The 23,447-nt window shown below is 72.1% G+C and carries 23 protein-coding genes; 15 read left to right on the top strand and 8 right to left on the bottom strand.

Annotated features, from left to right (window positions below; all coding sequences use genetic code 11):
- Positions 1–220 precede the first annotated feature (220 nt).
- Entirely contained in the window at positions 221–1,627 is a 1,407-nt protein-coding gene (locus tag OIE67_RS31065) for an MFS transporter (RefSeq protein WP_326627097.1), read from the top strand.
- A 145-nt stretch (positions 1,628–1,772) separates the two neighbouring features.
- Here OIE67_RS31065 and OIE67_RS31060 read toward each other — a convergent pair whose 3' ends face one another.
- The 3 genes from OIE67_RS31060 to OIE67_RS31050 form a co-directional block, all read right to left on the bottom strand.
- Positions 1,773–2,537: a DUF899 family protein gene (locus OIE67_RS31060; RefSeq protein ID WP_326627095.1), complete on the bottom strand. Its 765-nt coding sequence runs from the start codon at positions 2,535–2,537 to the stop codon at positions 1,773–1,775.
- 183 nt (positions 2,538–2,720) lie between these two features.
- A complete protein-coding gene (locus tag OIE67_RS31055; RefSeq protein WP_326627093.1) occupies positions 2,721–3,380 on the bottom strand; it encodes a hypothetical protein in 660 nt (219 codons plus the stop codon).
- Positions 3,381–3,528: 148 nt separating this feature from the next.
- Positions 3,529–4,575 (bottom strand): hypothetical protein, encoded by a 1,047-nt coding sequence (locus OIE67_RS31050; RefSeq protein WP_326627091.1) that lies wholly within the window; start codon positions 4,573–4,575, stop codon positions 3,529–3,531.
- 343 nt (positions 4,576–4,918) lie between these two features.
- Here OIE67_RS31050 and OIE67_RS31045 point away from each other — a divergent pair, with 343 nt between their 5' ends.
- The gene (locus OIE67_RS31045) at positions 4,919–6,217 is read left to right on the top strand and encodes an MFS transporter (RefSeq protein WP_326627088.1); all 1,299 of its coding nucleotides are present in this window, start codon (positions 4,919–4,921) and stop codon (positions 6,215–6,217) included.
- 42 nt (positions 6,218–6,259) lie between these two features.
- On the opposite strand, the gene OIE67_RS31040 is transcribed toward OIE67_RS31045, so the two are convergent.
- Complete coding sequence (locus OIE67_RS31040) at positions 6,260–7,702, bottom strand: sulfatase family protein (RefSeq protein ID WP_326627086.1); 1,443 nt, start codon at positions 7,700–7,702, stop codon at positions 6,260–6,262.
- 259 nt (positions 7,703–7,961) lie between these two features.
- On the opposite strand from OIE67_RS31040, the gene OIE67_RS31035 reads away from it, so the two are divergent.
- Complete coding sequence (locus tag OIE67_RS31035; RefSeq protein ID WP_326627084.1) at positions 7,962–8,531, top strand: hypothetical protein; 570 nt, start codon at positions 7,962–7,964, stop codon at positions 8,529–8,531.
- Entirely contained in the window at positions 8,531–9,235 is a 705-nt protein-coding gene (locus tag OIE67_RS31030) for a hypothetical protein (RefSeq protein ID WP_326627082.1), read from the top strand. Before OIE67_RS31035 ends, OIE67_RS31030 begins: the two co-directional genes overlap by 1 nt.
- Positions 9,236–9,284: 49 nt before the next feature.
- Here the strand turns inward: OIE67_RS31030 and OIE67_RS31025 are convergent, their stop codons facing one another.
- The gene (locus OIE67_RS31025; RefSeq protein ID WP_326627080.1) at positions 9,285–10,298 is read right to left on the bottom strand and encodes a LacI family DNA-binding transcriptional regulator; all 1,014 of its coding nucleotides are present in this window, start codon (positions 10,296–10,298) and stop codon (positions 9,285–9,287) included.
- A gap of 74 nt (positions 10,299–10,372) precedes the next feature.
- Between OIE67_RS31025 and OIE67_RS31020 the strand changes: the two genes are divergently transcribed.
- The gene (locus tag OIE67_RS31020) at positions 10,373–11,629 is read left to right on the top strand and encodes an MFS transporter (protein WP_326627078.1); all 1,257 of its coding nucleotides are present in this window, start codon (positions 10,373–10,375) and stop codon (positions 11,627–11,629) included.
- Positions 11,630–11,745: 116 nt separating this feature from the next.
- Here OIE67_RS31020 and OIE67_RS31015 read toward each other — a convergent pair whose 3' ends face one another.
- Positions 11,746–12,621: a hypothetical protein gene (locus OIE67_RS31015; RefSeq protein WP_326627077.1), complete on the bottom strand. Its 876-nt coding sequence runs from the start codon at positions 12,619–12,621 to the stop codon at positions 11,746–11,748.
- 489 nt (positions 12,622–13,110) lie between these two features.
- Between OIE67_RS31015 and OIE67_RS31010 the strand changes: the two genes are divergently transcribed.
- Both OIE67_RS31010 and OIE67_RS31005 read left to right on the top strand, forming a co-directional pair.
- Positions 13,111–13,851 (top strand): DUF6461 domain-containing protein, encoded by a 741-nt coding sequence (locus OIE67_RS31010; RefSeq protein WP_326627075.1) that lies wholly within the window; start codon positions 13,111–13,113, stop codon positions 13,849–13,851.
- 102 nt (positions 13,852–13,953) lie between these two features.
- Positions 13,954–14,106, top strand: a complete 153-nt coding sequence (locus OIE67_RS31005; protein WP_326627073.1) for an NUDIX hydrolase — start codon at positions 13,954–13,956, stop codon at positions 14,104–14,106.
- Here OIE67_RS31005 and OIE67_RS31000 read toward each other — a convergent pair.
- Complete coding sequence (locus OIE67_RS31000) at positions 14,100–14,759, bottom strand: TetR/AcrR family transcriptional regulator (protein WP_326627071.1); 660 nt, start codon at positions 14,757–14,759, stop codon at positions 14,100–14,102. The genes OIE67_RS31005 and OIE67_RS31000 overlap by 7 nt on opposite strands.
- Positions 14,760–14,820: 61 nt before the next feature.
- Between OIE67_RS31000 and OIE67_RS30995 the strand changes: the two genes are divergently transcribed.
- From OIE67_RS30995 to OIE67_RS30960, 8 genes are all read left to right on the top strand, one after another.
- Positions 14,821–15,483, top strand: coding sequence for a class I SAM-dependent methyltransferase (locus OIE67_RS30995; RefSeq protein ID WP_326627069.1), 663 nt, complete (start codon positions 14,821–14,823; stop codon positions 15,481–15,483).
- 146 nt (positions 15,484–15,629) lie between these two features.
- On the top strand, positions 15,630–17,282 hold the full coding sequence (gene mdcA / locus OIE67_RS30990; protein WP_326627067.1) for a malonate decarboxylase subunit alpha: 1,653 nt from the start codon (positions 15,630–15,632) through the stop codon (positions 17,280–17,282).
- 7 nt (positions 17,283–17,289) lie between these two features.
- Positions 17,290–18,162 carry a triphosphoribosyl-dephospho-CoA synthase gene (locus OIE67_RS30985; RefSeq protein WP_326627065.1) on the top strand — a complete coding sequence of 291 codons (873 nt, stop codon included), beginning with the start codon at positions 17,290–17,292 and terminating at the stop codon, positions 18,160–18,162.
- A complete protein-coding gene (locus OIE67_RS30980; RefSeq protein ID WP_326627063.1) occupies positions 18,150–18,440 on the top strand; it encodes a malonate decarboxylase subunit delta in 291 nt (96 codons plus the stop codon). Before OIE67_RS30985 ends, OIE67_RS30980 begins: the two co-directional genes overlap by 13 nt.
- Positions 18,437–19,312, top strand: a complete 876-nt coding sequence (locus OIE67_RS30975) for a biotin-independent malonate decarboxylase subunit beta (protein WP_326627061.1) — start codon at positions 18,437–18,439, stop codon at positions 19,310–19,312. The genes OIE67_RS30980 and OIE67_RS30975 overlap by 4 nt, the downstream gene beginning before the upstream one ends.
- Positions 19,309–20,115 (top strand): biotin-independent malonate decarboxylase subunit gamma, encoded by an 807-nt coding sequence (mdcE, locus tag OIE67_RS30970; RefSeq protein WP_326627060.1) that lies wholly within the window; start codon positions 19,309–19,311, stop codon positions 20,113–20,115. The genes OIE67_RS30975 and mdcE overlap by 4 nt, the downstream gene beginning before the upstream one ends.
- Complete coding sequence (locus OIE67_RS30965) at positions 20,106–20,726, top strand: malonate decarboxylase holo-ACP synthase (protein WP_326627058.1); 621 nt, start codon at positions 20,106–20,108, stop codon at positions 20,724–20,726. The genes mdcE and OIE67_RS30965 overlap by 10 nt, the downstream gene beginning before the upstream one ends.
- Positions 20,723–21,658 (top strand): acyltransferase domain-containing protein, encoded by a 936-nt coding sequence (locus OIE67_RS30960; RefSeq protein WP_326627056.1) that lies wholly within the window; start codon positions 20,723–20,725, stop codon positions 21,656–21,658. Before OIE67_RS30965 ends, OIE67_RS30960 begins: the two co-directional genes overlap by 4 nt.
- A 369-nt stretch (positions 21,659–22,027) precedes the next feature.
- Here the strand turns inward: OIE67_RS30960 and OIE67_RS30955 are convergent, their stop codons facing one another.
- Positions 22,028–23,404: an AbfB domain-containing protein gene (locus OIE67_RS30955; protein WP_326627054.1), complete on the bottom strand. Its 1,377-nt coding sequence runs from the start codon at positions 23,402–23,404 to the stop codon at positions 22,028–22,030.
- Positions 23,405–23,447: the final 43 nt, after the last annotated feature.

Genomic DNA, 23,447 nt, shown 5'->3' with positions numbered 1-23,447 from the left:
ACCACGCCTCGCACCACCAGCGCTGACCACCACGTCCGTACCCCAGCGATGCCCACGGCGCCCGCCCGCTCGACCGGCCACACCCGGTAGCTCCAGGACCTCGGCCACAGCACCGGCGCCGGGCCATCGCTTCCGTCCGGCATGCCCGGAATACGGCACGCCGCGGCCTCCCCCTCTCTCCCCCCTCGCCTTACTCGTCGGCAACGAGGAAAGGACGTCCATGAACACGACTCAAGCTCCCCCGGTCGCCGTCGGAAAGGCCGCCGTCGCGGCGCTCGGCCTGCTGGCCACCGCCACCGGGGCCCTGGAGTCGGTGGTGTCACCGACGCTCCCGCTACTGCAACGCGAACTCTCACTGAGCCCCGCCCAAGGGGCGCTGCTCAGCATCGCCCTGCTCATCACCGGCGCGCTCCTCCTGCCCGTCACCGGCAATCTCGGCGACCGGTACGGCGGGAAACGGGTCATGACCCGGCTGATGGGGGTGGTGCTGGCCGGCGGCCTGGTCTCCTCGCTGGCGCCGAACCTGCCGGTGCTGCTGCTCGGCCAGGTGCTGCAGGGCGCGATGGTGGGCGCGCTGCCCCTCTCGTTCATCCTGGTACGCAAGCACCTGCCCAAGGGCGACTCCCAGGTGGCCATCGGGGTGGTCAGCGGGTTGTTCGTGGGCGGCGGCATGCTGGGCACGCTCATCGCCGGACCCATCGCGGAGGGGCTGTCCCGGCACTGGATGTTCGCGATCCCGACGATCGCGATCGCCGTGGCGACCCTGCTCGTGCACCGGCTGATGCCGGACGACCCGCCGGTCCGGTCGGAGGCCAGGATCGACTGGCCGGGCCTGGCGCTGCTGAGCGGCATCCTGCTGACGCTCATGGTCGTGCTCGCGATCGTGCCCGAGGCCGGCGGCCGGCCCCTCGAACTGGCCGCCCTCGTCGTGCTCCTGGCCGCCCTCGTGGCCGGGTGGATCTTCGTCGAACGCCGGTCGGCCGCGCCGATGGTCGACCTGCGCCTGCTCGCCCGGCCGGCGATCTGGAGCTCGTACGCGATCACCTTCGCCGTCTGCCTGGGCACCTCGCTGTCGATGTATCTCGTCCCGCAACTGTTCGCGGTGTCCGGCGACGGCTACGGCTTCGGGGCCAGCGCCACCGACATCGGCTTCTACCTGCTGCCCGGCGCCGTCGCGGCGGCGGTCAGCGGGCCGGTCGCCGGGATCGCGGCGCGGCGGTTCGGCCCGCGGGCCGCGGTCACCGCCGGAGTCGTCGGCCTGATGGCCGCGCTGCTCGCCATGGTGTTCCTGCACGGCGAGGTCTGGCACCTCGTCGTCGGCAAGGTGCTGGTCGCGCTGGCCAGCGGCGTCTGCGTCACGGCGGTGGTCGTCAAGACCGCGACCACCGTCGATCACACCGACACCGGCACCGCCACCAGCCTGGTCCTGGTCATCCGCGTGATCGCCTTCGCCGCGGGCGCGCAGATCGGCGGCGCCTTCCTCACCGCCGGAACCCCTGCGGGGTCGACCGTCCCAGCCGAGTCGGCCTTCGTCGCCGGCTTCGTCATCGGCGGCGCCGTCGCCGCACTCTCCCTCCTCGCCGTCCGCAAGATGGACCAAGGGGGCACGGGCGCTTCGTCACCCTGACAGCGCGGCCCACGAAGTCCATTCCGGCCGAACACGGCTCCCGACCGGCCGGCCCTCTCCGGCGCGCGCCCTCCTCGGCGCTGTCGTCGGTCATCGCACCCCCGGCCGGGTGAACATCCAGGCCCGTACGAGGGTGCCGGGCCGGTCATCCGGGGTGCGGGGAGCCGAGGTCGTCGTCGCGGCCGGCCTTCAGGCGCGACCACTGGGCGGCTGGCCGGCCGTCGAGCTGGAACTGGCCCCCCTTAGAGCCCCAGCCCTGCGGCCAGCCCTCCGGTGAGTCCTGCCACTCCTCCTGCCGCCCGTAGACGGTCAGATCCAGCAGTCCGTACGACGGCGCCATCACCTCGTTGCCCCGGCTGGTGTTCCAGTAGGTCTCGTACACCTGGTCACCGTCACGCAGATAGCAGGCCAGGATGCCGAAGTGCCGGCCGGCGATCAGCCGGTTCACGGATTCCTCCGGCACCGAGTACCAGGGGACGGGGTAGCCCATGAACTCGCGGTAGCGCGAGACCTCCTCGTACGGCCCTTCGGCCAGGACCGCGTAGCTGACGTCGCGGGAGTGCAGGTAGGCCAGCTCGGTGACCTGGGAGGTGCTGAAGGTGCAGCCCTCGCACTGCTGCCCGGCGGGATGGCCGGTGTGCCACATGTGGAAGTAGGCGATCAGCTGCGACCGTCCGGCGAACAGGTCGATCAGTGGCACCGTCCCGTCCGCCCCGGTCAGCGGGGTCCGCGCATCGACCTCGACCATCGGCAGACGGCGGCGGGCGGCGGCGATCGCGTCACCCTCGCGGGTGTGGGCCTTCTCGCGGATCCGGAGCCGGTCCAGTTCGGTCTGGAACGCGGCCCGGTCGGCGACCGGGGGCTTGGCGGCGTCGCCGATCGGTGAAACGTCGGTGGGCTGGTCGGTCATGTCGAGATCCTTCTGTTGGTGGCCGTGGAGAAACGGCCGGTTCCGTACACTTCGCGCCGTCCTTGTGGACGGCCTCACTCCTGCTACGAACGCCACCGCCCCGATCCAACACCGCCTCCCGCATTTCCGCGAAGAACTCTCCGGGACGCCGGTCGTCAGCGATCCGACAGCACGGCCCCTCGGTCACGCCACACTCGTGGACACCGGCCGGCGGGCGGTGCGCAGGGTGCTGATGCTGACCGCGAGCGTCCACAGGCTCCAGACGGCGCCCATGCTGGCGGTGGTGCCCCAGCCCTGCGCGCTGTAGAAGTCGGCGGGGTCGTCACCGAAGAACACGGCCGGCAGGAACGCGAGGTTGATCACGGCGAGAACGTAGGCGGAGCGGCCCACCCAGCGCGGCAGCAGGCCGAGCTTCGCCACGGCGATCCCGAGGGCGATCAGGAACAGGCCCATGAGCAGCCGGGAGACGGCGCCCTGCATGAGGTACTGCGCCGCGGCGAACGGCCCCGCCGACGTCGTGTCGAGGTCGTGGTCGACCGAGATCGCCGCGCCCACCTCCATGGACTGGGGGACGAACACCATCGCCACCCAGAGCACGCCCGCCGTCTGGACGACACCGGCGATCCAGTCGTAGGCCGGGTCGACGTGGCGGATGAGCTGCCGCATCCCGATGAAGTACACGATGTAGAAGGTGCACCCGGTGATGCCGATGAGGCTGCGGGTGAGGATGTTCCAGTCGGGCGGGGTCTCGTAGAGGAAGTACAGCGGCACCTGTACGACGATGAAGAGACTGGCGATGATGCCGAACAGGCCGGTGTACCTGCGGATCACGCTTTCGGTCATGATGTTCCTCTGATCGTTTCCAGACGGGGGGCTCCGGGGCGCGCACGCCGTGCGCACGGCGTGCGCATGGCCGTACGTGTGGCCATGCGTGCGGTCATGCGCACGTCCATGGGTGCGTCGCGTCATCGGACGCGAGTGATGCGGACGCTCAACGCGTGCTCCCTTCTGCGGCCGGCCGCCCATGACGGCCGGTGGGCGATGTGATGGATCCGGTTCCGGTACGGCGGCTCAGCAGCGCCAGCAGGACCACGGTGAGCAGCCCCAGGGCGGAGAGTTCGAGCTTGTCGACGAGGGTGGCGGCGTTGGCCAGCACGCCGAAGGCGGTGTGGCCCACCAGTGCCCCGCCGGCCAGGCAGATGGCGTGCCGGTCCGTCCAGCCGCCGCCCGTCGTCCAGCGGCGTACCAGCCACCAGGTCAATGCGGCGAGCAGGGCCGCGCCCAGCATCGGCGCGGCGACCCAGGCGCCGTGGGTGAAGGCGGGCTGAGCGGCCCCGCCGAACGGGAACAGCAGCGCCAGATACCCGAACCCGGCCAGCAGCCCGAACCCTGCCGCCACCCAGGGGCCGGGAGCCGGAGCCCCGGCCGGGGCGGAGGAGCGGGCGGGCGCGAGCACGCGCAGCGCCACCACCGCGAGCAGCACGACGGCGATCACGCACCCGGCCAGCACCGCGGCCGGCGCCTGGTAGCCGGGGTCGATGGAGGTCGCCACGGTGAACCGCAGCAGCAGCCCGCCCAGCACGAACACCACCCCGGCGACGACCAGGCCCGTTCGCTTCAGGTACGGCCGGTCGCGCAGGGCCGGGAAGGCCAGGTCGGTCAGGAGGATCGGCAGCGCCACGCTGAAGACGGCGTGGTAGGGCAGGTTGAGCTCGGCGTAGGCGGTGTTGAGGCCGAGGAACCGGGGCGCCCAGCCGGCCACCCCGTACATGGTGGGGCTGCTGAGCGCCTGCAGCACCAGCCCTTCCTCGACGATGCCGTACGCCAGCCCGAGCAACAGGATGGACGGCCAGCCCCCGTGTCGCCGTCGTACCAGCTCACGGATCAGCACCGTCCCGGCACCGTAGATCGGGATCCACAGCAGCATCAGCCAGATCTGGCTGAGCGGCGGGTTGCCCAGGGTGAGTTCGGCGATGAGTGGAGTGATCACCGCCAGCAGCAGTGCGGCGCGCCGGCCGCCCCTCGGTCTGTCGTCCATGGGATCAGCGTGCCGGGCGGCACAGGCCCGGCTCTGCTGGCGAACGGCCGGACCGCGCCAGCCCTCGGTCGCTCGCCCTGCTCCTTTGGATGCCATGGCCGGTGGCTTTGGTTGTGCCGCATGGGTGACCTTGGTCGTCTGCGCGAAGCTCAAGGGGGCCGCGCGCACCTGTGGATGATCGTCCGACGGTGGCAGACTGCGATCGTGGCGGACTCCGGTTTCTGCGCGCTCGGCACCCCGCGTGCGGTGCCGGGGTGCGCGGTGAGCCGGCTCGGCGACATCCGCGCCGCCCCACCCCCCGAAGTGAGGAACGGAGTTCATCGTGCCGAGTGAGTCTCGATCCATGACCCCCGACGACCGCAAAGTCCTCGCCAGCACCCTGGCCGGCACCACCATCGAGTGGTACGACTTCTTCATCTACGCCCAGGCCGCCGGCCTGGTCTTCGGCCCGCTCTTCCTCGCCCCGGTCAACGAGCGGGCTCCCGGCCTGGCGACGCTCATCTCGCTGGCCACGATCGGGATCAGCTTCCTGTTCCGGCCGCTCGGCGCGATCATCGCCGGCCGCTACGGCGACCGGCTGGGACGCAAGCGCATGCTCGTGCTGACCCTGCTCCTCATGGGCGTGGCCACCATGCTCATCGGCCTGCTGCCGCCGTACGAGACGATCGGCGTGGCGGCGCCCATCGCGCTCATCCTCCTGCGCGTCATCCAGGGCTTCTCGGCGGGCGGCGAGTGGGGCGGCGCGGCGCTGCTGGCGGTGGAGCACGCGCCCCGCGACCGCCGCGGCCTGTGGGGCTCCTTCCCCCAGATCGGCGTGCCGATCGGGCTCATCCTGGCCACCGGCGTGCTGTGGATCATGAGCGCGGTCACCACCCCTGAGCAGTTCCTGGCGTGGGGCTGGCGGGTGCCGTTCCTGCTCTCGCTGACGCTGATCATCGTCGGTTATCTGGTACGGCGGGCCGTCGAGGAGAGCCCCGTGTTCAAGGAGCTGCAGCAGCGCACCAAGACCTCCGCCGCGCCGCTGCGCGACCTCTTCCGCGGCCACACCAGGAACGTCGTGCTCACCGCGCTGATCTTCGTGGCCAACAACGCCGCCGGCTACCTGCTCATCGCCTACTTCATCAGCTACGGCACCACCGCGCTCGGCCTGCCCCGGCCGTCCGTCCTGCTCGCCACCGTCGCCGGGTCGGTGGCCTGGCTCGTCTTCACGATGTACGGCGGCGCGCTGTCGGACCGGATCGGCCGGGTCCGCACCTTCCAGATCGGGTACGCGATCGTGTTCGTGTGGATGATCCCGCTCTTCCTGCTGATGGGGACGCGCGACATCTGGCTCTTCGCGGTGGCGATCATCGTCCTGGCCGGCGGCCTGGGTCTGTCGTACGGCCCCATGTCGGCCCTGTACGCCGAGCTGTTCCCCGTCGCGGTGCGTTACTCCGGCGCGGCCATCGGCTACGCGCTCGGCGCCATCCTGGGCGGCGCCTTCGCCCCGACGATCGCCGAGGCGCTGGTGCAGGGCACGGGGTCGGCGTTGTCGATCGGGGTCTACATCATGGTGCTCTGCGTGATCTCGCTGGCGGCCGTCACCATGGTCAAGGACCCTAAGGGGGCCGACCTGGGGCTGACCCAGCAGACGACCACCTGACGCCGCCCGGCCGGCTCACCGGTGGTGGGCCCGGCCGCCGGATCAATCGAAGGGGCCGGGCCGGTCGCCGCCCTGAGGCGGATAGTCCTCCAGCTCCGCGTCGATCGCGTCCCATGCGGTGCTGAGGCGGGCAAGGAGTTCCCCCTCGTGGGCGGCGCGGTTGGCCCGTTCGCGCGGGTCGGCCGTCACGTCGTACAGCAGATGCTGTGTCGCCTGGCCCTCCTGCTGCGGCAGGACGCGCAGGTACTTCCAGTTCCCGCGGCGCAGCGCGCCGAACCGCCGCATCCGCCAGAACAGGTCCCGGGCGGGAGCCTGCGCGCCGTCCAGGAGGTAGGGGAGCAGGCTGTGACCGTCCAGCGGATAGGCGGCGTGCGGCTCGACGCCGGCGGCCTCCAGGATGGTCGCGGTCCAGTCCTGGGTGACGACCGGGACGTCGCTGACCTGGTTGCCGCGGATGCCGGCGGGCCAGCGCACGATGGTGGGCACGCGGATGCCGCCCTCGTTGAGCTGCCCCTTCGAACCGGTCAGCGGCCACAGGTACGACCAGCGTTCGCCGCCGTTGTCGCTGGAGAAGATCACCAGGGTGTCGTCCTGCTTCCCGCTGTCGGCCAGGGCCTTCAGCACCTGGCCGATCCCGGCGTCCATGGCCTCGACCATCGTGCGGTACGTGCTCAGCGAGCCGCCGTCGTTGTGCGCGAGGATCTGCCCCTCCTCCTGGCCCTCGGTGATGCGCCGGGTGAGATCGTCGCTGACGGCCCTGTCATCGGGGCCCTCCCAGGGCCAGTGCGGGGCGGTGTAGTTGAGATTGAGCAGCCATGGGCCGCCGCTGTTGTCCCTGATGAAGGCCGCGGCCCGCTCGGACACCGTCCGTGTGTAGTACTCCAGCGACTCCGTCTTCACCTCGCCCTCGTACAGGTCCGTCTCGCCGCTGCCGCTGATCTTGGAGAAGTAGTCGACGGCGCCGCCCATGTTGCCGAAGAAGGTGTCCCAGCCGGACTTGACCGGGCCGTAGTCCGGCAGGTAGCCGCAGTGCCACTTGCCGAACATGGCGGTGGCGTAACCGGCCTGCTTGAGCAGCGAGGCCAGCGTCGGGTGCGCCACGGGAAGGCCGGCGTCCGCGCCCGGACCGGGGATCGGCTCCAGCAGCCCGGCCTTCAGGCGGCCCGGGTAGCGGCCGGTGTAGAGCGCGAGGCGCGTCGGCGAGCACACCGCCGAGGCGGCGTACCCGTGAGTGAAACGCACGCCCTGGCCGGCCAGGGCGTCCAGATGGGGAGTGCGGATCTCCGGCGCCCCGTAACAGCTGAGGTCCGCCCAGCCCAGGTCGTCGGCGAAGATGAACAGGATGTTGGGGCGGGAGGGGCGTCCGGCGCTCGCGGCGGCACGGAACGGCCGCTCCCGCGCCCGCGCCGGGCGAGTCGTTGGCGCTGCGGCGGCGAACGCGGCCGCGCCGGAGGCCAGGACCCCTCTTCTGCTGAGCCCACCCATGGAGCCGTCCTTTCGTCGGTGACGGGTCGATGGCGTCGACTGTGGCGGCAGCGCTGTTTCCCGGCTGTTACGCCTCACGACCGGAAAGGCGTCGCGCGTCCTCTCGGCTCGCGACGGACGCGGCGGAAACAGCGCGGAAACCTTGGCAGGGCTACACAAGGGGCTGAGTCAGCGTGCCAAAAGAGGGACCCCATGGACGGCCCCGCATCGTCCCCGGCCGCCATGCGATCTCCGCGCGAAGATCGATCAGGGAGGAATCTTGCTCAAGCGGAAATCCGGCACCCTTCATCGCGGCGCGGCCGGGGCCGTCGCCGTGGGACTGCTCGCCATCCTCTCACCGTGGGCCGCCGCCCCGGCGTGGGCGCACAAGCTCCAGATCGGGCAGAAGTGGTCCAACTTCAGCTACCACCACGTGACCGGCTACAACGATCAATGGGAAGCGCCCATGACGAAGGCGCCCGAGCGCTGGTCGAATCATGGCCGGGTCGCCCTGCGCAGCGCGTCGGACGCCAACTGCAACGTCAAGGTCGGACGGTACGGCTCATCCCGTTACGGGACCTACTACAGCTACCACGTCAACGGCGGATCCACGGGCTGCTACATCACTCTCAACGCCCGGACCATCGCCGAAGACTCCCACCGGTTCCAGAACTTCGTGCACAGCGTCTTCACGCACGAGCTCGGCCATGGGCTGAGCCTGGCGGACAACGAGCACAACGCCTCGATCATGTGCGAGTGCCGTGACCGGGACACCATGACCCGCCGCCAATCCCACGACAACAGTGACGTGACGAGCTACTACACCGCCGGTTACACGAGGAGGTTCTGATGACGAAGCGTCACTTGGTCACGCTCGCCGTCAGCGCGGGCCTCATCCTGTCGTCGGCCGGTTGCGCGGGCGGCTCGGCCGGGACCACGGCCGCCTCCGCGTACCGAAGCGGCGTGCGCGAGGCGGTCGTGTCCGCCGATTACCCGCGCTTCACCAGTACGAAGGAGATGTGGGACGATGCCGACTTGGTGGTACAGGCCACCATCACCGGCCTGCGGACCGCCCGCGACGAACCCGGCCGGATCCTCGGACCCGGCGACGACGGCTACGACGACCCCAAGGCCAACCCGTTGTACGGGCTCGGCCCCGCAGAGCTGGCCGAGGCGAAGAAGCAGGCCGAGCGGGAGACCGGCGACATCGTCACCATCGCCGAGGCGGACATCACCCGCGTGTTCAAAGGCGACCTCGCCGGCGGAGGCTCGATCGAGGTCCGGCAACTGGGCGGGGAACTCGACGGCGAGAAGCTGACCGCGCAGGACGAGGTCAAGCTGGAGCAGAACGAGAGTTACCTGTTGTTCGTGCACTCCTGGGACGACACCCAGGACACCACCCTCGTCAATCCAGGACAGGGCCAGTATGTCGCGACAGGGCCGGACGGCAGGGCGGCGACACCGGCCGGGGAAGCCGACACCTACGCACCGCTGCCCGGCAACCCGCTCCAGATCACCCTGGCCGAGCTGAAAGATCTCGCCCAGGGCGGCTGAGTGATCCGCGGGCACGGCCACCCCGCGCGGAGCGCGTGCCCGATCGCGGTCATCGCCGGGTGGACTCGCGTACGACCAGGCGCCACTCGACCGGATCGGTGTCGGCCGCCGCCTCCTCGCCCAGGGCCAGCCGCGCGCAGCGGGCGCCCTGGGCGCGCAGGTTCTGCGCGACGGTGGTCAGCCCGGCGGCGGCGGCCGCGTCGGTGCCGTCCCAGCCGGTGACGGTGAGATCGCCGGGGACGGTGAGACCGGCGCGGGTGGCCGCGCGCAGCAGGCCCAGGGCGAGTTCGTCGCTCATGGCCATGACGGCGTCCGGCGCGTCCGGCCCCGTCAGGAACGCCGTGGCCAGGGCATCGGCCTCGCTCGCGCTGTTGCGTGCGCACACCGCGACCCGCACCCGCGGCCATCGCCCGCCGCCCGCCTCCCAGGCGTCGCGGACTCCGCGCAGGCGTTCCCGGGTCACGCGGAACGTGGCCTCGGCCGGATCCAGCCCGCTGCGGATCCCCGGTGTACGGGCGCGATCGAGCGGGAAGCTGAGCACCATCGGCCGCCGCGCGCCGGCGAAAGCCTCGGTGGCGACGGCGCGGGCCGCGGCACGGTTGTCGATGGCCACGAACGGCAGATCCCCGTGGTGCGGCCCGCCGTGCACGGCGACGGGGAGGCCGGTGGCCGCCACCGCGGGCAGCACGGGGTCGTCGTCGCTGGTCGTCCAGACGACGAACCCGTCCACCGCGGCCTCGGCGACCCGGTCGGTGTCGGACGGCGCCCCGGTGATGGGCACGATCGTGAGCCCCAGGCCGTGACCGGCGCAGACCTCGGCGACCCCGGCCAGGAACCGGGTGGCCTGGGGGTCCTCGAAGGCGTAGGTGAGGTGTTCGCCCAGCACCACCCCGAGGCTGCCGGTCCGTCCCCGGCGCAGCGAGCGGGCCCCCGGATGAGGGCCCGGATATCCCAGCCGGGCGGCGGCCTCGCGGACCCTGGCCCGGGTGGGTTCGGCGACGCGATCGGGCTGGGCGTAGGTGTAGGAGACGGTCATCACCGAGACCTTCGCCGCGCGGGCCACCTCCGCCATGGTCGGCCGGAGCCGAGAGGGGTCTTTGGCCATGCCCCACTCTAACCTGTGTATCGTTAAACAGCATGTGTACCGATACACAAGCGAGAGATCGGCCCCGGGCCTGGGTGCCGTACGCGGGATTCGCCGTCTTCGGCGCGTTCTGGGGCGCGTGGGGCGCGTCCGTGCCCGCCATCCGCGACCAGGCCGGGCTGACCGACGGGCAACTCGGCACGGCGCTGCTGTTCATCGCCGCAGGTGCGTTGCCCGCCATGCCGCTCGCGGGCCGCGCCGTGGACCGGTGGGGTCACCGCGTCACCGCGTTCACCCTCACGGCGCTCGGCATCGCCGGCATCACCGTGGCCCTCACCGCCCACGGCCTGGCTGCCTTGTGCGCGGGGCTGACGCTGCTGGGCGCGTCGTCCGGCGCCGCGGACGTGGCGATCAACGCGGCGGCCGGCGCCGCGGAACGGGCCACCGGCCGTCCGGTCATCACCCGGGCGCACGGCGTCTTCTCCCTGGCCGTGGTCGCGGCGAGCCTCGCCACCGGCCTGCTGAACGCCACCGGCCTGCCCGTGGTGGTGCCGTACCTGATGGTCCTGCTCGCCGCCGGCACCGTGAGCGCCGCCATCGTCACCGGCGCCCGCACGCAGACTGACCCGCCCCGTCATGATGACGCTCGCCCGCAAGGCGACCCTGCCCGCACCTCCTCAACCGCGCACGGCCGGCCGAGTCTGCGCGCTCACCTGCCGCTCCTGCTCGTCGCGGGCGGGCTCGGCGCGCTCGGATTCGCCGTGGAGAACGCGCACCAGAGCTGGAGCGCCGTCTACCTCGCCGACGCCGTGCACGCCGGACCCGCGCTGATCGGAGCAGGCCCCGCGGTCTTCGCGCTCGCCGTCGCGCTCACCCGCTTCGCGATCAGCGCGGTGAAGACCCTGCCCGCCTGGATCGTGCTCACCGCCGGCGCGGCGATCTCGGCGGCGGGGACGTCCCTGCTCGCCCTCACCACGTACCTCCCGCCGGCGCTGCTCGGGCTGGCCCTCGCCGCCGTGGGCACCGCAGTGCTCTTCCCCACCGTGCTCGGCCTGGCCACCGCCAACGTCCCCGCCGCCGCGCGCGGTGCCGCCACCTCGGTCGTGTCCACCTTGGCCTATGTCGGCTTCCTCGCCGGGCCGGTGTACGTGGGCTACTGGGCGCAGACCGCCGGGCTGCCGGGCGCCATGCTGGCCGTGGCCTCCCTGGCCGCCGCCCTGGCCCTGCTGGCCTGGCCCGCGCTCAGAGCCGTCGTCCCCTCGTCCGTACGGCACCGCACCGCCGAACCGACCGGCAGGCCGCACTCGTGAACGCCGCCCGGAGCCCCCAACCCCTCCTGGCACGTCTCCGAAGACGGCACCGTTTCACTGGGCTGACGACACCCGCACGCCCCGGCCCCCGGCGTGCCGCCAACCCGGTGAACGTCTCAGGAGTGGATCACGGGTGGGCGAGCGGCGATGGACTGGTTGAGTGCGTTCGCCACAGCGTGGACGAGCGGGATCTGCGAGGCGTCCCAGACGAGGTGCAGACCGCTGTGGCTGCGGAGGGTGAGCCGGCCGTAGTGGAGGACGGGCAGGAGGGCGTTGTTCTTGAACCGGCGGTCGGGGCCGCCTTTGACGTTGACGTAGCGCCAGGTGGAGTCCACGATCGTACCGTCGGGCGGCACCGGGCCCGCCTCGATGAAGCGGGCGTGTTCCAGGGCGGCGTGGAGGTGCTGGTAGGCGAGATCGACGACGTGGCGGCCGTCGCGGATCAGGACGCGGTCGGGCAAGAAGTACACCGACAGGCTGCCCGCGGTCAGGGTCGGGACGGCGACGTTGGTGACCAGGATCGGTGGTCCCGTCAGCCGGGCCGAGGCATTCACCCTGTGCAGCAGTCTGGAGGCGCCGGCGTTCACCTTGAACTGGTGGGTGCTGGTGATCGCCCCGGACGCGGTGATCAGCCAGAATCCGTGGGCACGCTGGAGATCGGTGATCGACCTGACGATGTGCTCGAAGCGCCAGGCGGCCTCGTCGGTCACGTCGTACATGACGACCACCGCGCGAGCCGCCCGATCGCACAACGCCACCCAGAGCACGCACGGCAGCCCGACGGCGACGACGACCAGGCCGAAGCGTCCTGTCACGAGCCCCGCGACGAGCACGGCGGCGAGGGCGTACGGCCAGCACCGCCGGCGGCCGGCGGCCCGCTGCAACTGCCGCACGATGTCACTCGGCTGGGCCGGCACCAGGCTGACGACATCGTGCATGACCACGTCGTGGTCGGGTGCGGTGGTGCGGTACGAGACCGTCCCGCGTCCCATGCGCACGACGTGACCACGAGGCCCCATCTTCGCTCGAAGGCCGGGGACCGCAGTCGAGACCGCCATTCCGGCCTGGCCGAGGGTGAAACGGAACGGTCCAACCCGGAGGCTGGTGCGCACATAGAAACCCACGATGAGGAATCCCGCCGGCCCGGGTGCCCGTTACCGCGGCGGATCGAGGTTCTGGAGATCGTCTACCGGCGGGCCTTTCGCGGTCTCATCGATCACCGGCTGCGGCGTGGTGACCGGCCGGTCGCTCGTGTGCGCAGGTCGCGTCTGTACGGCCCGCGCAATCGGCACCTATATCGTGACGCGGGTGATGGACGCCTCGCCCAGCCGGCCGGCCCTGGACGTCGAGTCGATCCGGAAATTGGCCCACGCGCGTGCGGGCCGGAGAAGTGCTGATCCACGCTCTGGCTCTCGTACGGCGAGCTCCGGATCATGAAAAGGTGGGCACCGGGCGCGGCAGAGGCGAAGGAAGGGTGCGGAGTGCGACGGTCAGAGCATTTGTGGCACCGGTTGTACCGATGCGGATTCGCCGCGGAGTTCAGCGCGGTCTGGGTCGACCGGCTGGAGCTGGACGAGCTGGCGGAGCGCCTGGGCGCGGACTTCCGGCAAGCTCGCCACAGGGACGAGCTGGCGGGCGAGGTGTCCGACGTCGGCGACACGACGGTGATCTGGGCCGACCGGCTGACCGACGACTGGCTGCAGATCATCGAGTTCCAGGGCTACGCGTGCAGCGGCGCCCTGCGCGAACTGTCGGCTCAGGGAGGGCGCGCGGTCAGCGTGGGATGGGGGCTGAACGGCGTGCGGGATCTCAAGTATGTGTCGGACGGGTACTACACCACCTCGTTCAGCGTCACGGTTCCCGGCGAGCGGTACGGCAACGCCCCGCACGCCCTCGATCCGCTGGCCGAGGGCCTGACGTTCGACATCGGCGACACGAGCTGGAAGACGGATCCGGAGCTCCCGCCGGCTTGGCCGGCCTTCGCGGAATGGTCGGAGTGGATGGAGGAGAACGGGTACTCGGTGGGGGACGAAGACGATGAGCGACCGCTGCCGGAGGCGTTCGGCGACTTCCACGGATGGTCGCTGAACGGTTACCACCCGCCCCTCGCCACCTGCGTCACCTCAGCCCTCACCCTGGTCGGTCGGCTCACCGGCAGGGAGATCGACGAGGCGTGGCTGAGCGGGTCGCACCCGTGGCTCACCCTTCCCCATCGGCTGTGACAGGCGACGCCCCCGCTCTCCATCGCCATCCCCGCCACCGCCACCCACATCGGGACCTACCGGGCCCAGGCACACGGCCATGCCGAGGGCGTCACCGTACAGATGACCTGCTACACCGCCGACCACCACGGAGTACCGACGCCCAGCAGCGAGATCGAGGAGATCGTCTGGCTGAGCTACGCCGACCGTGACCGCGTCTCCCCGGTCGATCAGGTCATCTTCGATCACCTGCACCGGACCGGACGGCTTCACTGACTCGGCGGCACGGGCACCATCGGGCCGGCGCAGAGCTGGGCGGTCAAGGTGGTGCGAGCCCAGTCCTCCCACGTGTCCGGTGACCACTCGCGGTCGCGGACGAAGATCAGGTAGAGCTCCGGGCTGAGCAGCGCGAACAGCAGATCCGCCGCCGTCTCGACGGTGAGGCCGGGGCGGGCGTCGGGCTTGCGGATCAGCGCCTCGGCCGCCGCGTGCTGCACGGTGTAACGCGGGTCGGGGCCGTCCGGCCACTGCGCGGCGATCTCCGGGTCGGTGGCCGCGGCGGACGCGATCAGCGGCATGATCGGGGCGACCCGGCCCAGGATCTCGCCGGTGCCGTGGACGTGCGCGCGCATCTGCCCGGCGACGGTCGGCTCCGCGCACGCGGCGCGGAACCACTCGCGGTCCATGGTGGCGACCGGCTCGGCGTCTCCGGCGATGGACGTGTCGACGACGTCCTTGAACAGCGTGCGCTTGTTGCGGAAGACGAAATAGACCGTCTGTACGGCCACGCCCGCCCGGTCCGCGACCTCCTGCAGGCTCGTCGCCCCGTACCCCTGCGCGATGAACAGCTCACGAGCCGCCTCGACGAGCTTCTCCCGGGTGCGGCGTGAGCGTTCGGCCCGCTTGTCCGGCCGCTTGACGGTGTCCATGCCGGGAGTATATCTCTAGAGTTAATCACTAGAGTTCGACTCTAGGTACTTGGAGGAGACGATGAACCACCCCGACGCCACCCAGCAGCCGGAACCGCGCGACCAGGAGGAGGAGACCGTCCACCGCGCACTGGAGGGCTTCTACCGCGACGGCAAGCCGCCGTGGGACACGGGCGTGACGCCGCCCGAGCTGGTCGCCCTGACCGAGGGGCCGCGGAGCCTGCCGCCCGGACGCGCCCTCGAACTCGGCTGCGGCACGGGCACCAACGCCCTGTACCTCGCCCGGCACGGCTGGGACGTGACGGCCGTCGACCTGATCGACCGCGCCGTCGAGCGGGCCAGGGAGAAGGCCGCGGAGGCGGGGATGGCGCTACGGCTGCTGCACGGAGACGCCACCCGCCTCGACGAGCTGGACGCGCCGGGCCCGTTCGACCTGTTCTTCGACCTGAGCTGCTACTGTGGGATCCCGCTGCACCGCCGCGACGCCTACGCCGCCGGGCTCACCCGCCGCACCGCTCCCGGAGCGCGGTTGCTGATGTTCGGGTACGGCCCCGAGCCGCTCGGCAACCCGACCACCGAGATCACGTCGTGGGCGGCAGGCGTCACCGCCGACGAGCTCAGCACCAGGTTCACCGGCTGGGACCTGCTCGACGTCACACCGGGCACCAACTCGGTGCCGACCTTCTGGTTCACCCTGCGCCGCTCCACCAGCGCGACGACCTGACGCCGTCAGGCCCCCACGCGGGCAGCAGGCGCGGTGTCCGCTTTGACCGCCTGCTGCCCTCCATGGCGGGGCTTTAGGACCACTTGGGTTAGTCGCGCGCCGTTTGCGTGCAGCACATCGGGGTCAACGCTGGATGGGGGCTGGTGATGGCGCGTACCAAGGTGGCCACTCGGGACTGGACCCGGCGGCGGACCGCGAAACGGGACCGCTTGGAGCGGGTTCGTCCCTTCGTGTCCGGCCGGGTGCTGGACGCCGAGCGGATGGGCGCGGCGCTGGAGGCGTTGCTGCGTCCAGGGGACCGGGTGGCGCTGGAGGGCGACAACCAGAAGCAGGCGGACTTCCTGGCCGAGGCGCTGGCCGGGTGCGATCCGAATGTCGTCCACGACCTGCACCTGCTGATCTCCTCGATCAGTCTCAAAGAGCATCTCGACGTGTTCGAGCGAGGGGTGGCCCGCCGGCTCGACTTCGCCTACGCCGGGCCGCAGAGCGTGCGCATGGCGCAGTTGCTGGCCGACGGCAAGGTCGAGGTCGGGGCGATCCACACCTACGTCGAGCTGTACGCGCGGATGTTCGTCGACCTCATTCCGAACGTCGCGCTGCTCTGCGCCGAGCAGGCCGACCGCGACGGGAACCTGTTCACCGGCCCGGGCACCGAGGACACCCCGACCATCGCCGAGGCGGTGGCCTTCTCCGACGGCGTGACCGTGGTCCAGGTCAACGAGATCGTGGACGAGGTGCCCCGGGTGGACATCCCCGGCGACTGGGTGGACCTGATCGTGCGCAGCCCGCGGCCGTTCGCGCTGGAGCCGCTGTTCACCCGCGATCCGCGCCACATCGGCCAGGTGGAGATCCTGATGGCGATGATGACGCTGCGCGGCATCTACGAACGGCACGGGGTGACCACGCTGAACCACGGGATCGGCTACGACACCGCCGCGATCGAGCTGCTCCTGCCCACGTACGGCGAGGAGCTGGGGTTGCGCGGGAAGATCTGCCGGCACTGGGCGCTCAACCCGCATCCGACGCTCATCCCCGCCATCGAGAGCGGCTGGGTCGAGTCGGTGCACTGCTTCGGCGGAGAGCCGGGCACGGAGCGTTATGTCGCCGCCCGGCCGGACGTGTTCTTCACCGGCCGTGACGGCTCGCTGCGTTCGAACCGGGTGCTGTGCCAGCTCGCCGGCCAGTACGCCGTGGACCTGTTCATCGGGTCGTCGCTGCAGATCGACGGCAGCGCGAACTCCTCGACGGTCACCGAGGGCCGGCTGAGCGGTTTCGGCGGAGCGCCCAACATGGGGCACGACCCGCACGGCCGCCGGCACCCCTCCGCCGCCTGGCTGAGCCTGCTCACCGGGCAGGCCCCGGCGCTGCGGGGACGCAAGCTCGTCGCGCAGATCACCCAGACGTTCCGCTCGGGCGGCGATCCGGCGTTCGTGGAGACGCTCGACGCGGTCCCGGTGGGCAAGGACGCGTCCATGGCCATCCCGCCGATCATGATCTACGGGGACGACGTCAGTCACGTGGTGACCGAGGAGGGCGTGGCGTACCTCTACATGGCCTCTTCACTGGCCGAGCGCCGCGAGGCGGTGGCCGCCGTCGCGGGCGCCACCGCGATCGGCCGGGAGATCGACGAGCGGCGGGTCGGAGAACTGCGCCGGGACGGGCTGGTCGCGCTGCCGGAAGACCTCAAGGTCGACGTACGCAGGGCGAAACGGTCGCTGCTGGCGGCCCGCAGCGTCGAGGATCTCGTGGCCTGGTCCGGCGGGCTGTACGACCCGCCCGCCCGGTTCCGGACCTGGTGATCCGCCGATGACCGTGATCGAGCACGCCCGTCCGTCCGCGGCCCTGCTCGCCGACGCGGCGGTCCTGTCGCTGTGCGCGGAGGCCCGGCTGAGCCCCAAACCCGGCCTGGTCGACGCCCGGGGCGGCGGCGCGCACGACGACATGGACCTGCCGCTCATGCTGGTCTCCGCCGAGGCGCTGCGCCCCGCGTTCCGCATGATCGCCCAGGCCGCGGAACGCACGCCCGCCGGCGTCGGGCTGCGGGAGCGGCTGGGCGTGATCGGCCGCCTGGGCGACCAGGCGATGCTGCGGGCCACCGGCGGGATCAACACCCATCGCGGGGCGCTGTGGTCGCTCGGGCTGCTGGTCGCCGCCGTCGCCGGTGGCGCGGCCGGCGAACGCGCGGCCGCCGGGGACGCGGCCCGGCTGGCCGCCCTGCCCGACCGGTGGGTGCCGGCGGGGGAGCCGTCCCACGGCGAGCGGGCCCGGCGGCGCTACGGGGCGGGCGGTGCCCGAAGAGAGGCGGAGAACGCCTTTCCGCACGTCATCGGGGTCGCGCTGCCGCGGCTGCGGGCGGGCAGGGCGGCCGGTCTCGGCGAGGACTCGGCTCGGCTGGACGCGTTGCTGGCGGTGATGAGCCTGCTCGACGACACCTGTGTCCTGCATCGCGGCGGCCCCGGCGGCCTGCGGGCCGTCCAGCACGGCGCCCGGCGGGTCCTGGACGAGGGAGGCGCGGGCACCGGCTCCGGCCGGGCCGCGCTCATGGAACTGGACGACGCGCTCCGCGCGCGGCGCCTGTCACCGGGAGGGAGCGGCGACCTGCTGGCCGCCGCGCTCTTCCTCGACCGGGTGCCGTGGCCGGAACGCCTGGAGCAGGAGGTGCTCGCGTGCGGACGCTGAGCTACGAGTTCTCCGCCGACCGCCCGGCCGCCCGGCGCAGCCACGTCGGGGTGGTGGGCTCGGGGGATCTGGAGGTGCTGATGACTCCCGCGAACGGTAACGCCCGGGTGCGGGTGCGTACCAGCGTCGACGGGTTCGACACGGTGTGGCGGACGGTGCTCGAGCGGTTCTTCGCCCGCCACCGCGTGGCCGCGAGCTTCGAGCTCAACGACTTCGGCGCCACGCCGGGCGTGGTCACCCTGCGCCTGCGGCAGGCCATCGAGGAGGGCAGGGCATGACCGCCACAGAGTGGGAGTCGTTGCTCGACCGCACCAGCTTCATCGAGCTGGACGCCAGAGAGCGGGCGAAGGCGCTGCTGGACGAGGGCACGGCGGACGAGCTGTGCGGCCCCTTCGACCGCATCGAGTCGCCCTGGCTGGAGCCGCAGGGTGTCGTCCCCCAGTCCGACGACGGGGTCGTCGTGGTCAAGGGTCTGCTGGACGGGCGGCGCGTGGTCGTGATCGGCATCGAACAGGCCTTCCAGGGCGGCGGCATCGGCGAGGTCTCCGGTGCCAAGATCGCCGCCGCGCTGTCGCTGGCGGCCAGGGACAGCCGCGCCGGCACGCCGACCGCCGCGGCGCTGCTGCTGGAGACCGGGGGTGTCCGCCTTCAGGAGGCGAACCTGGGCCTGGCCACGGTGGCCGAAGTGTGCGCGGCCGTACTGGAGCTGCGTGCTCTTCAGCCTGTCGTCGGCGTCATCGCCGGGGCGCTGGGCTGCTTCGGCGGTGTGAGCATCGCCGCCGGACTGTGCACGACGCTGATCATGACCGCGGAGAGCCGGCTCGGGCTCGACGGGCCCGAGGTGATCGAGTCCGAGGCGGGGATCGCCGAGTTCGACGCCTCCGACCACCCGCTGATCTGGTCGATCGACGGCGGGACGCAGCGCGTCAGGACCGGCCTGGCGGACACGCTGGTCCTCGACGACGTCACCGCGCTGCGGAGCGCGGTGGCTGAGGCCATGCGGCAGGGCGTGCCCGCCGAGCACCGCTCGCGGCGGATCGGCGAGCTGCGGGCCCGCCTGGAAGCCGTGGACCCGGCGCATCCGCCCGCGCCGTCCGAGCTCGCGGCGGCGTGGGGGAGACCCGCGCAACCGGAGGGAGAGCAGCGATGAGCCGCGGCCTGAAGTGGACGCACGCGCTCGCGGACGGGGCCGTGCAGAACGTCGTGCCGTCCGTGATCACCGCCGGGTGCACGCTGGGCGACGACACCGCCCGCCTCGTCACCGTCGTGCCGGACCCGGAAAGCCCCTTTCACCGCGCCCGCGCGGGCGAGGTCGGGCTGCGTGAAGGGCTCGCCATCGCCGAGGCGGTGACCGAGGTGGTCGCCGCGGACGAGCGGCTGCCCGACGGCCGCCGCCGCCCGATCGTCGCCGTGGTCGACCTGCCCAGCCAGGCCTACGGGCGGGTCGAGGAACTGCTCGGCATCCACCACGCGCTGGCCGCCGCCGTGGACGCCTACGCCACCGCCAGGACGGCCGGTCATCCGGTCCTCTCGCTCATCGTCGGAAACGCCCTGTCCGGCGGGCTGCTCGCGCACGGTCTCCAGGCGAACCAGATCCTCGCCCTCGACGACCCGGGCGTGGTGATCCACGCCATGCACAAGCAGGCCGCGGCCAAGGTGACCCTGCGGACGGTGGCCGAGCTCGACGAGCTCGCCAAGCGGTTCCCGCCGCTGTCGTACGACGTCGGCGACTGGGCGAAGCTCGGTCTGTGCGACGAGCTCCTGACGGTGGAGAACGCCGGCGAGCCGACCGAGGCGGACCTCACGAAGGTACGGAACGCGCTGGCCGCCGCCGTCGTACGCGCCAGGAAGGGTCCCCGCGACCTGAGCAACCGTCTCAGCTCGCCCGGCGCCATGAAGACCAGGGCGGCCTCGCGCCGCATCCACGAGGAGCTCGCCAAGCAATGGGGATGACGGCGCGCCCGCACGACCTGGTACGGCTCGCGGGCGGCGCACGGCCGGCCGAACTGCCCGGATGGGCCGTCGCGGCGCTGGCGGCCTGCGGCTGGGCCGTCGTCCGGCGGGCGCCGCACCCGCCCGGCCTGATCCCCGTCGGCGTACGCGGGCCCCGGCGGTCCCAGCGCCACGCCGCCTTCGTACCGGCGGGGGAGGTGACCCGCCGCGTCCCCCCGGAGGAGCTGCACCGGCCGCGCGGCCCCGACCTGTCCGCCGCGCTGCGCGACACCCTGGCCGCCGCCGGCCGGAGCCTGGCCGAGGAGCTGGGGCGCGAGGCCGTCTGGGGTCCGGTCGGCAGCGTGGGTTTCGAGCTGGCCACCAGGCACCAGGTCACCCATCCGGAAAGCGACCTCGACCTGCTCGTACGCACGCCGCACCGGCTCTCACCGGCCACCGCCGCACGGCTGGTGACCGCCTTCGCCGCCCTCCCCAGCAGGGTCGACTGCCAGCTGGAGACCCCGCGCGGCGGGATCGCCCTGGCCGAGTGGGCCCGTACCGGCGGCCCGGTCCTGGCCCGCACCGCGTACGGCCCCGAACTGGTCGACGACCCCTGGGCGGCGCGCGCATGACGGTCGCCTTCCTCTACCCCGGCCAGGGCACCCAGCGGCCCGGCATGCTGCACGACCTGCCCGGCCATCCGGCCGTCGCCGAGACCCTCGCCGAGGCCGAACGCATCCTGCCCGGCTCGTCCCGGCAGGACGACGCGCGGGCCCTGGCGTCGACCGTGACCACGCAGGTCGCGCTCTGCGTCGCCGGCGTCGCCGCGACCAGGGCGCTCGCCGCCGAAGGCGCCGAGCCCGACGCCGTGGCCGGCCACTCCGCCGGCGCGTTCCCCGCCGCCGTCACCGCCGGCGTGCTCACCTTCGCCGAAGCCCTCATGGCCGTACGTCACCGCGCCGAGCTCATGCGCGACGCCTACCCGTCGGGGTACGGCATGGCCGCCGTGCTCGGGCTCGGCGTGCCCAGGGCCCGCGCCCTGATCGAGTCGGTCACGACCGGCGACGACCCGGCGTACCTGGCCGTCATCGACGAAGACCAGCAGGTCGTGGCCGCCGGCAGCGACCGCGCGCTGGAACGCCTCGACGCGGCGGCGGAGCGGGCCGGCGCGCGGCGGGTGCGCCGCCTGGACATCGGCGTCCCGTCACACTGCCCGCTGCTCGCCGGAGTCGCCGACGCCATGGCGGCCCACCTCGGCACGGTGCCGAGGCGGGCCCTCACCGTCACCTACTTCGGCGGCCGTACCGGCCGTCCGCTCCTGGACGCGGACGCCGTGCTCGACGACCTGGCCCGCGGGGTGGCCGCCACTCTGCGCTGGCGGGACGTCGTCGCGCTGCTCGGCGAGCTCGGCACGACGCTGTTCGTCCAGACGCCGCCCGGGCACGTGCTGGCCCGGATCGCCGGGGCCGCGAACCCCGGCGCCCGGGCCGTCACCCTGGCCGGCACGTCCCTCGCGGACACGGTGGAGCTGACCCGCCGTGCCCGCGCGGCGGCCGTACGGTGATCGCTATCGCCTCCGGTAGTCACCGTCGCGGCGGTCACCGTCGCCACGCTCACGGTCCTCCGGTGGCACGGGGTACGGATCGTCCGGTGCGTCGGGAACGGGAGGGACCGGGATGGGGTCCCCCGCGAACGTGGTGGTCGTCCGGGCGGCGTGGGCCACGCCGAGACCGGAACCGGCGAGTACGGATGCCATCACTGCGGCTGACACGAGCAGGCGTTCGAACATCGGAATCACTCCAGTGACGCGATGAGAACCATGGCAGATATCGGCTGAGCGGGCGTCGACGCGGCCCGTGAAACACCTCCAACGCTAGCGGAGCGGCACCGCGCGGTCTCTCCGCCTGAGGCAAAGCCTTCCCCAGCGCCCAGGTCAGCCGGTGATGCGGAACGTGGCGTCGGCCCGGTCGGTCGTGGTGCTGATCGGGTCGATGCGCAGCAGGTAGTCGGCGTGGCGCAGGTGGCGGTCGGGGAAGTTGTACGACTGGAACGACGTCGCCGACGCGTCCGCCAGCCCGGCCACCCGCCGGAACGTGGCGTCCGCCCGGAACGTGGCGCTGCCGTCGTTCCTGGCCAGCACGAGGTCGTAGTTCCAGTGCCGCAGGTAGTAGCCGGGGAAGTTCGCCGCCTCGAACGACACGTACGCACTGCCCGTGTCGGCCAGGCCCGGCACCACCCGCCACTGCGCGTCCGCCGCCGGACTCACGTCCGGGTCGATCCGCACGTCGTAGTCGGCATGCCGGACGTACCGGTCGGGGAAGTTGTACGACTGCAGCCGGCTGGCGGCGATCGACGGCGTGCCGACCCCGGCGCTCGTCTGCGTCACCCGGCCGATCGTGCCGTCGGCGTTGTAGGACAGGTACTCCATCGCGAGCGACCGCTTGTACGTGCCGCCCCCGGCGCGGGCGTTGCGGTGGTAGGCGATGTACCACCGGCCCTGGTACTCGGCGATCGCGTGGTGGTTGGTGTTGACGTTGACACTGTCGAGGATGACGCCGCGGTAGGTGAACGGGCCGAGCGGGCTGCTCGCCGTGGCGTAGGCGATCTGCCCGGGCCAGCCCGTGGAGTAGGAGAAGTAGTAGACGCCGTTCCGCTTGTGCATGAAGCCGGCCTCGGCGAAGCCGCTGCCGCCGTTGATCGTCACGTTCTGGACGGCGCCCGTGGTGGAGATCATGTCCGCGTTCAGCCGGACCACCTTCGGCGCGCGGGCGCCGCCGAAGTACAGGTACGCCTGCCCGTTGTCATCGACGAACGCCGCCGGGTCGATGGGCTCCTCACCGGTGTTGGCGTCCCGCCCCTTCTCGATCAGCGGGGTGCCGCGCGGATCGCTGAACCCGCCGGTGGGTGACGTGCTGCGGGCCACCCCGATCTTGGTCCGGTCGGTCGGCAGGTACAGGTAGTAGTAGCCGTTCCGCTGCGCCGCCGACGGCGCCCACGCGTACCGTGTCGCCCAGCGGAACCCGGTGACCGCGAACGGCGCGCCGTGGTCGGTCCAGTTCACCAGGTCGGCCGAGGAGTACACGCGCCACGCGCTGGAGTCCCAGTACGTGCCGCTGTTGCTCTCGTCGTCCGTGGCGTACACGTAGGCGCGGTTGCCGTAGACGTGCAGGGACGGATCGGCGGCGAACCGGTGCACCAGCGGGTTCGACGCGTGCGCGGGTGCGGCGATCAGCGCCGCCGCCAGCAGCGTGCACACCGCGAGCAGGTGCGCCGCGACCCGGCCCGGGACGGTGCGTGCGTGTCTGGTCATGGCATTCCTCTCGCCGATGCGGGCCGACGCGGCCGGTGCGGCC

The organism is Nonomuraea fuscirosea (assembly GCF_035917475.1).
GTDB lineage: Bacteria > Actinomycetota > Actinomycetes > Streptosporangiales > Streptosporangiaceae > Nonomuraea > Nonomuraea fuscirosea.
The sequence above is the reverse complement of the archived record's forward strand: the minus strand, read 5'-3'. Positions and strand labels throughout refer to the sequence as shown.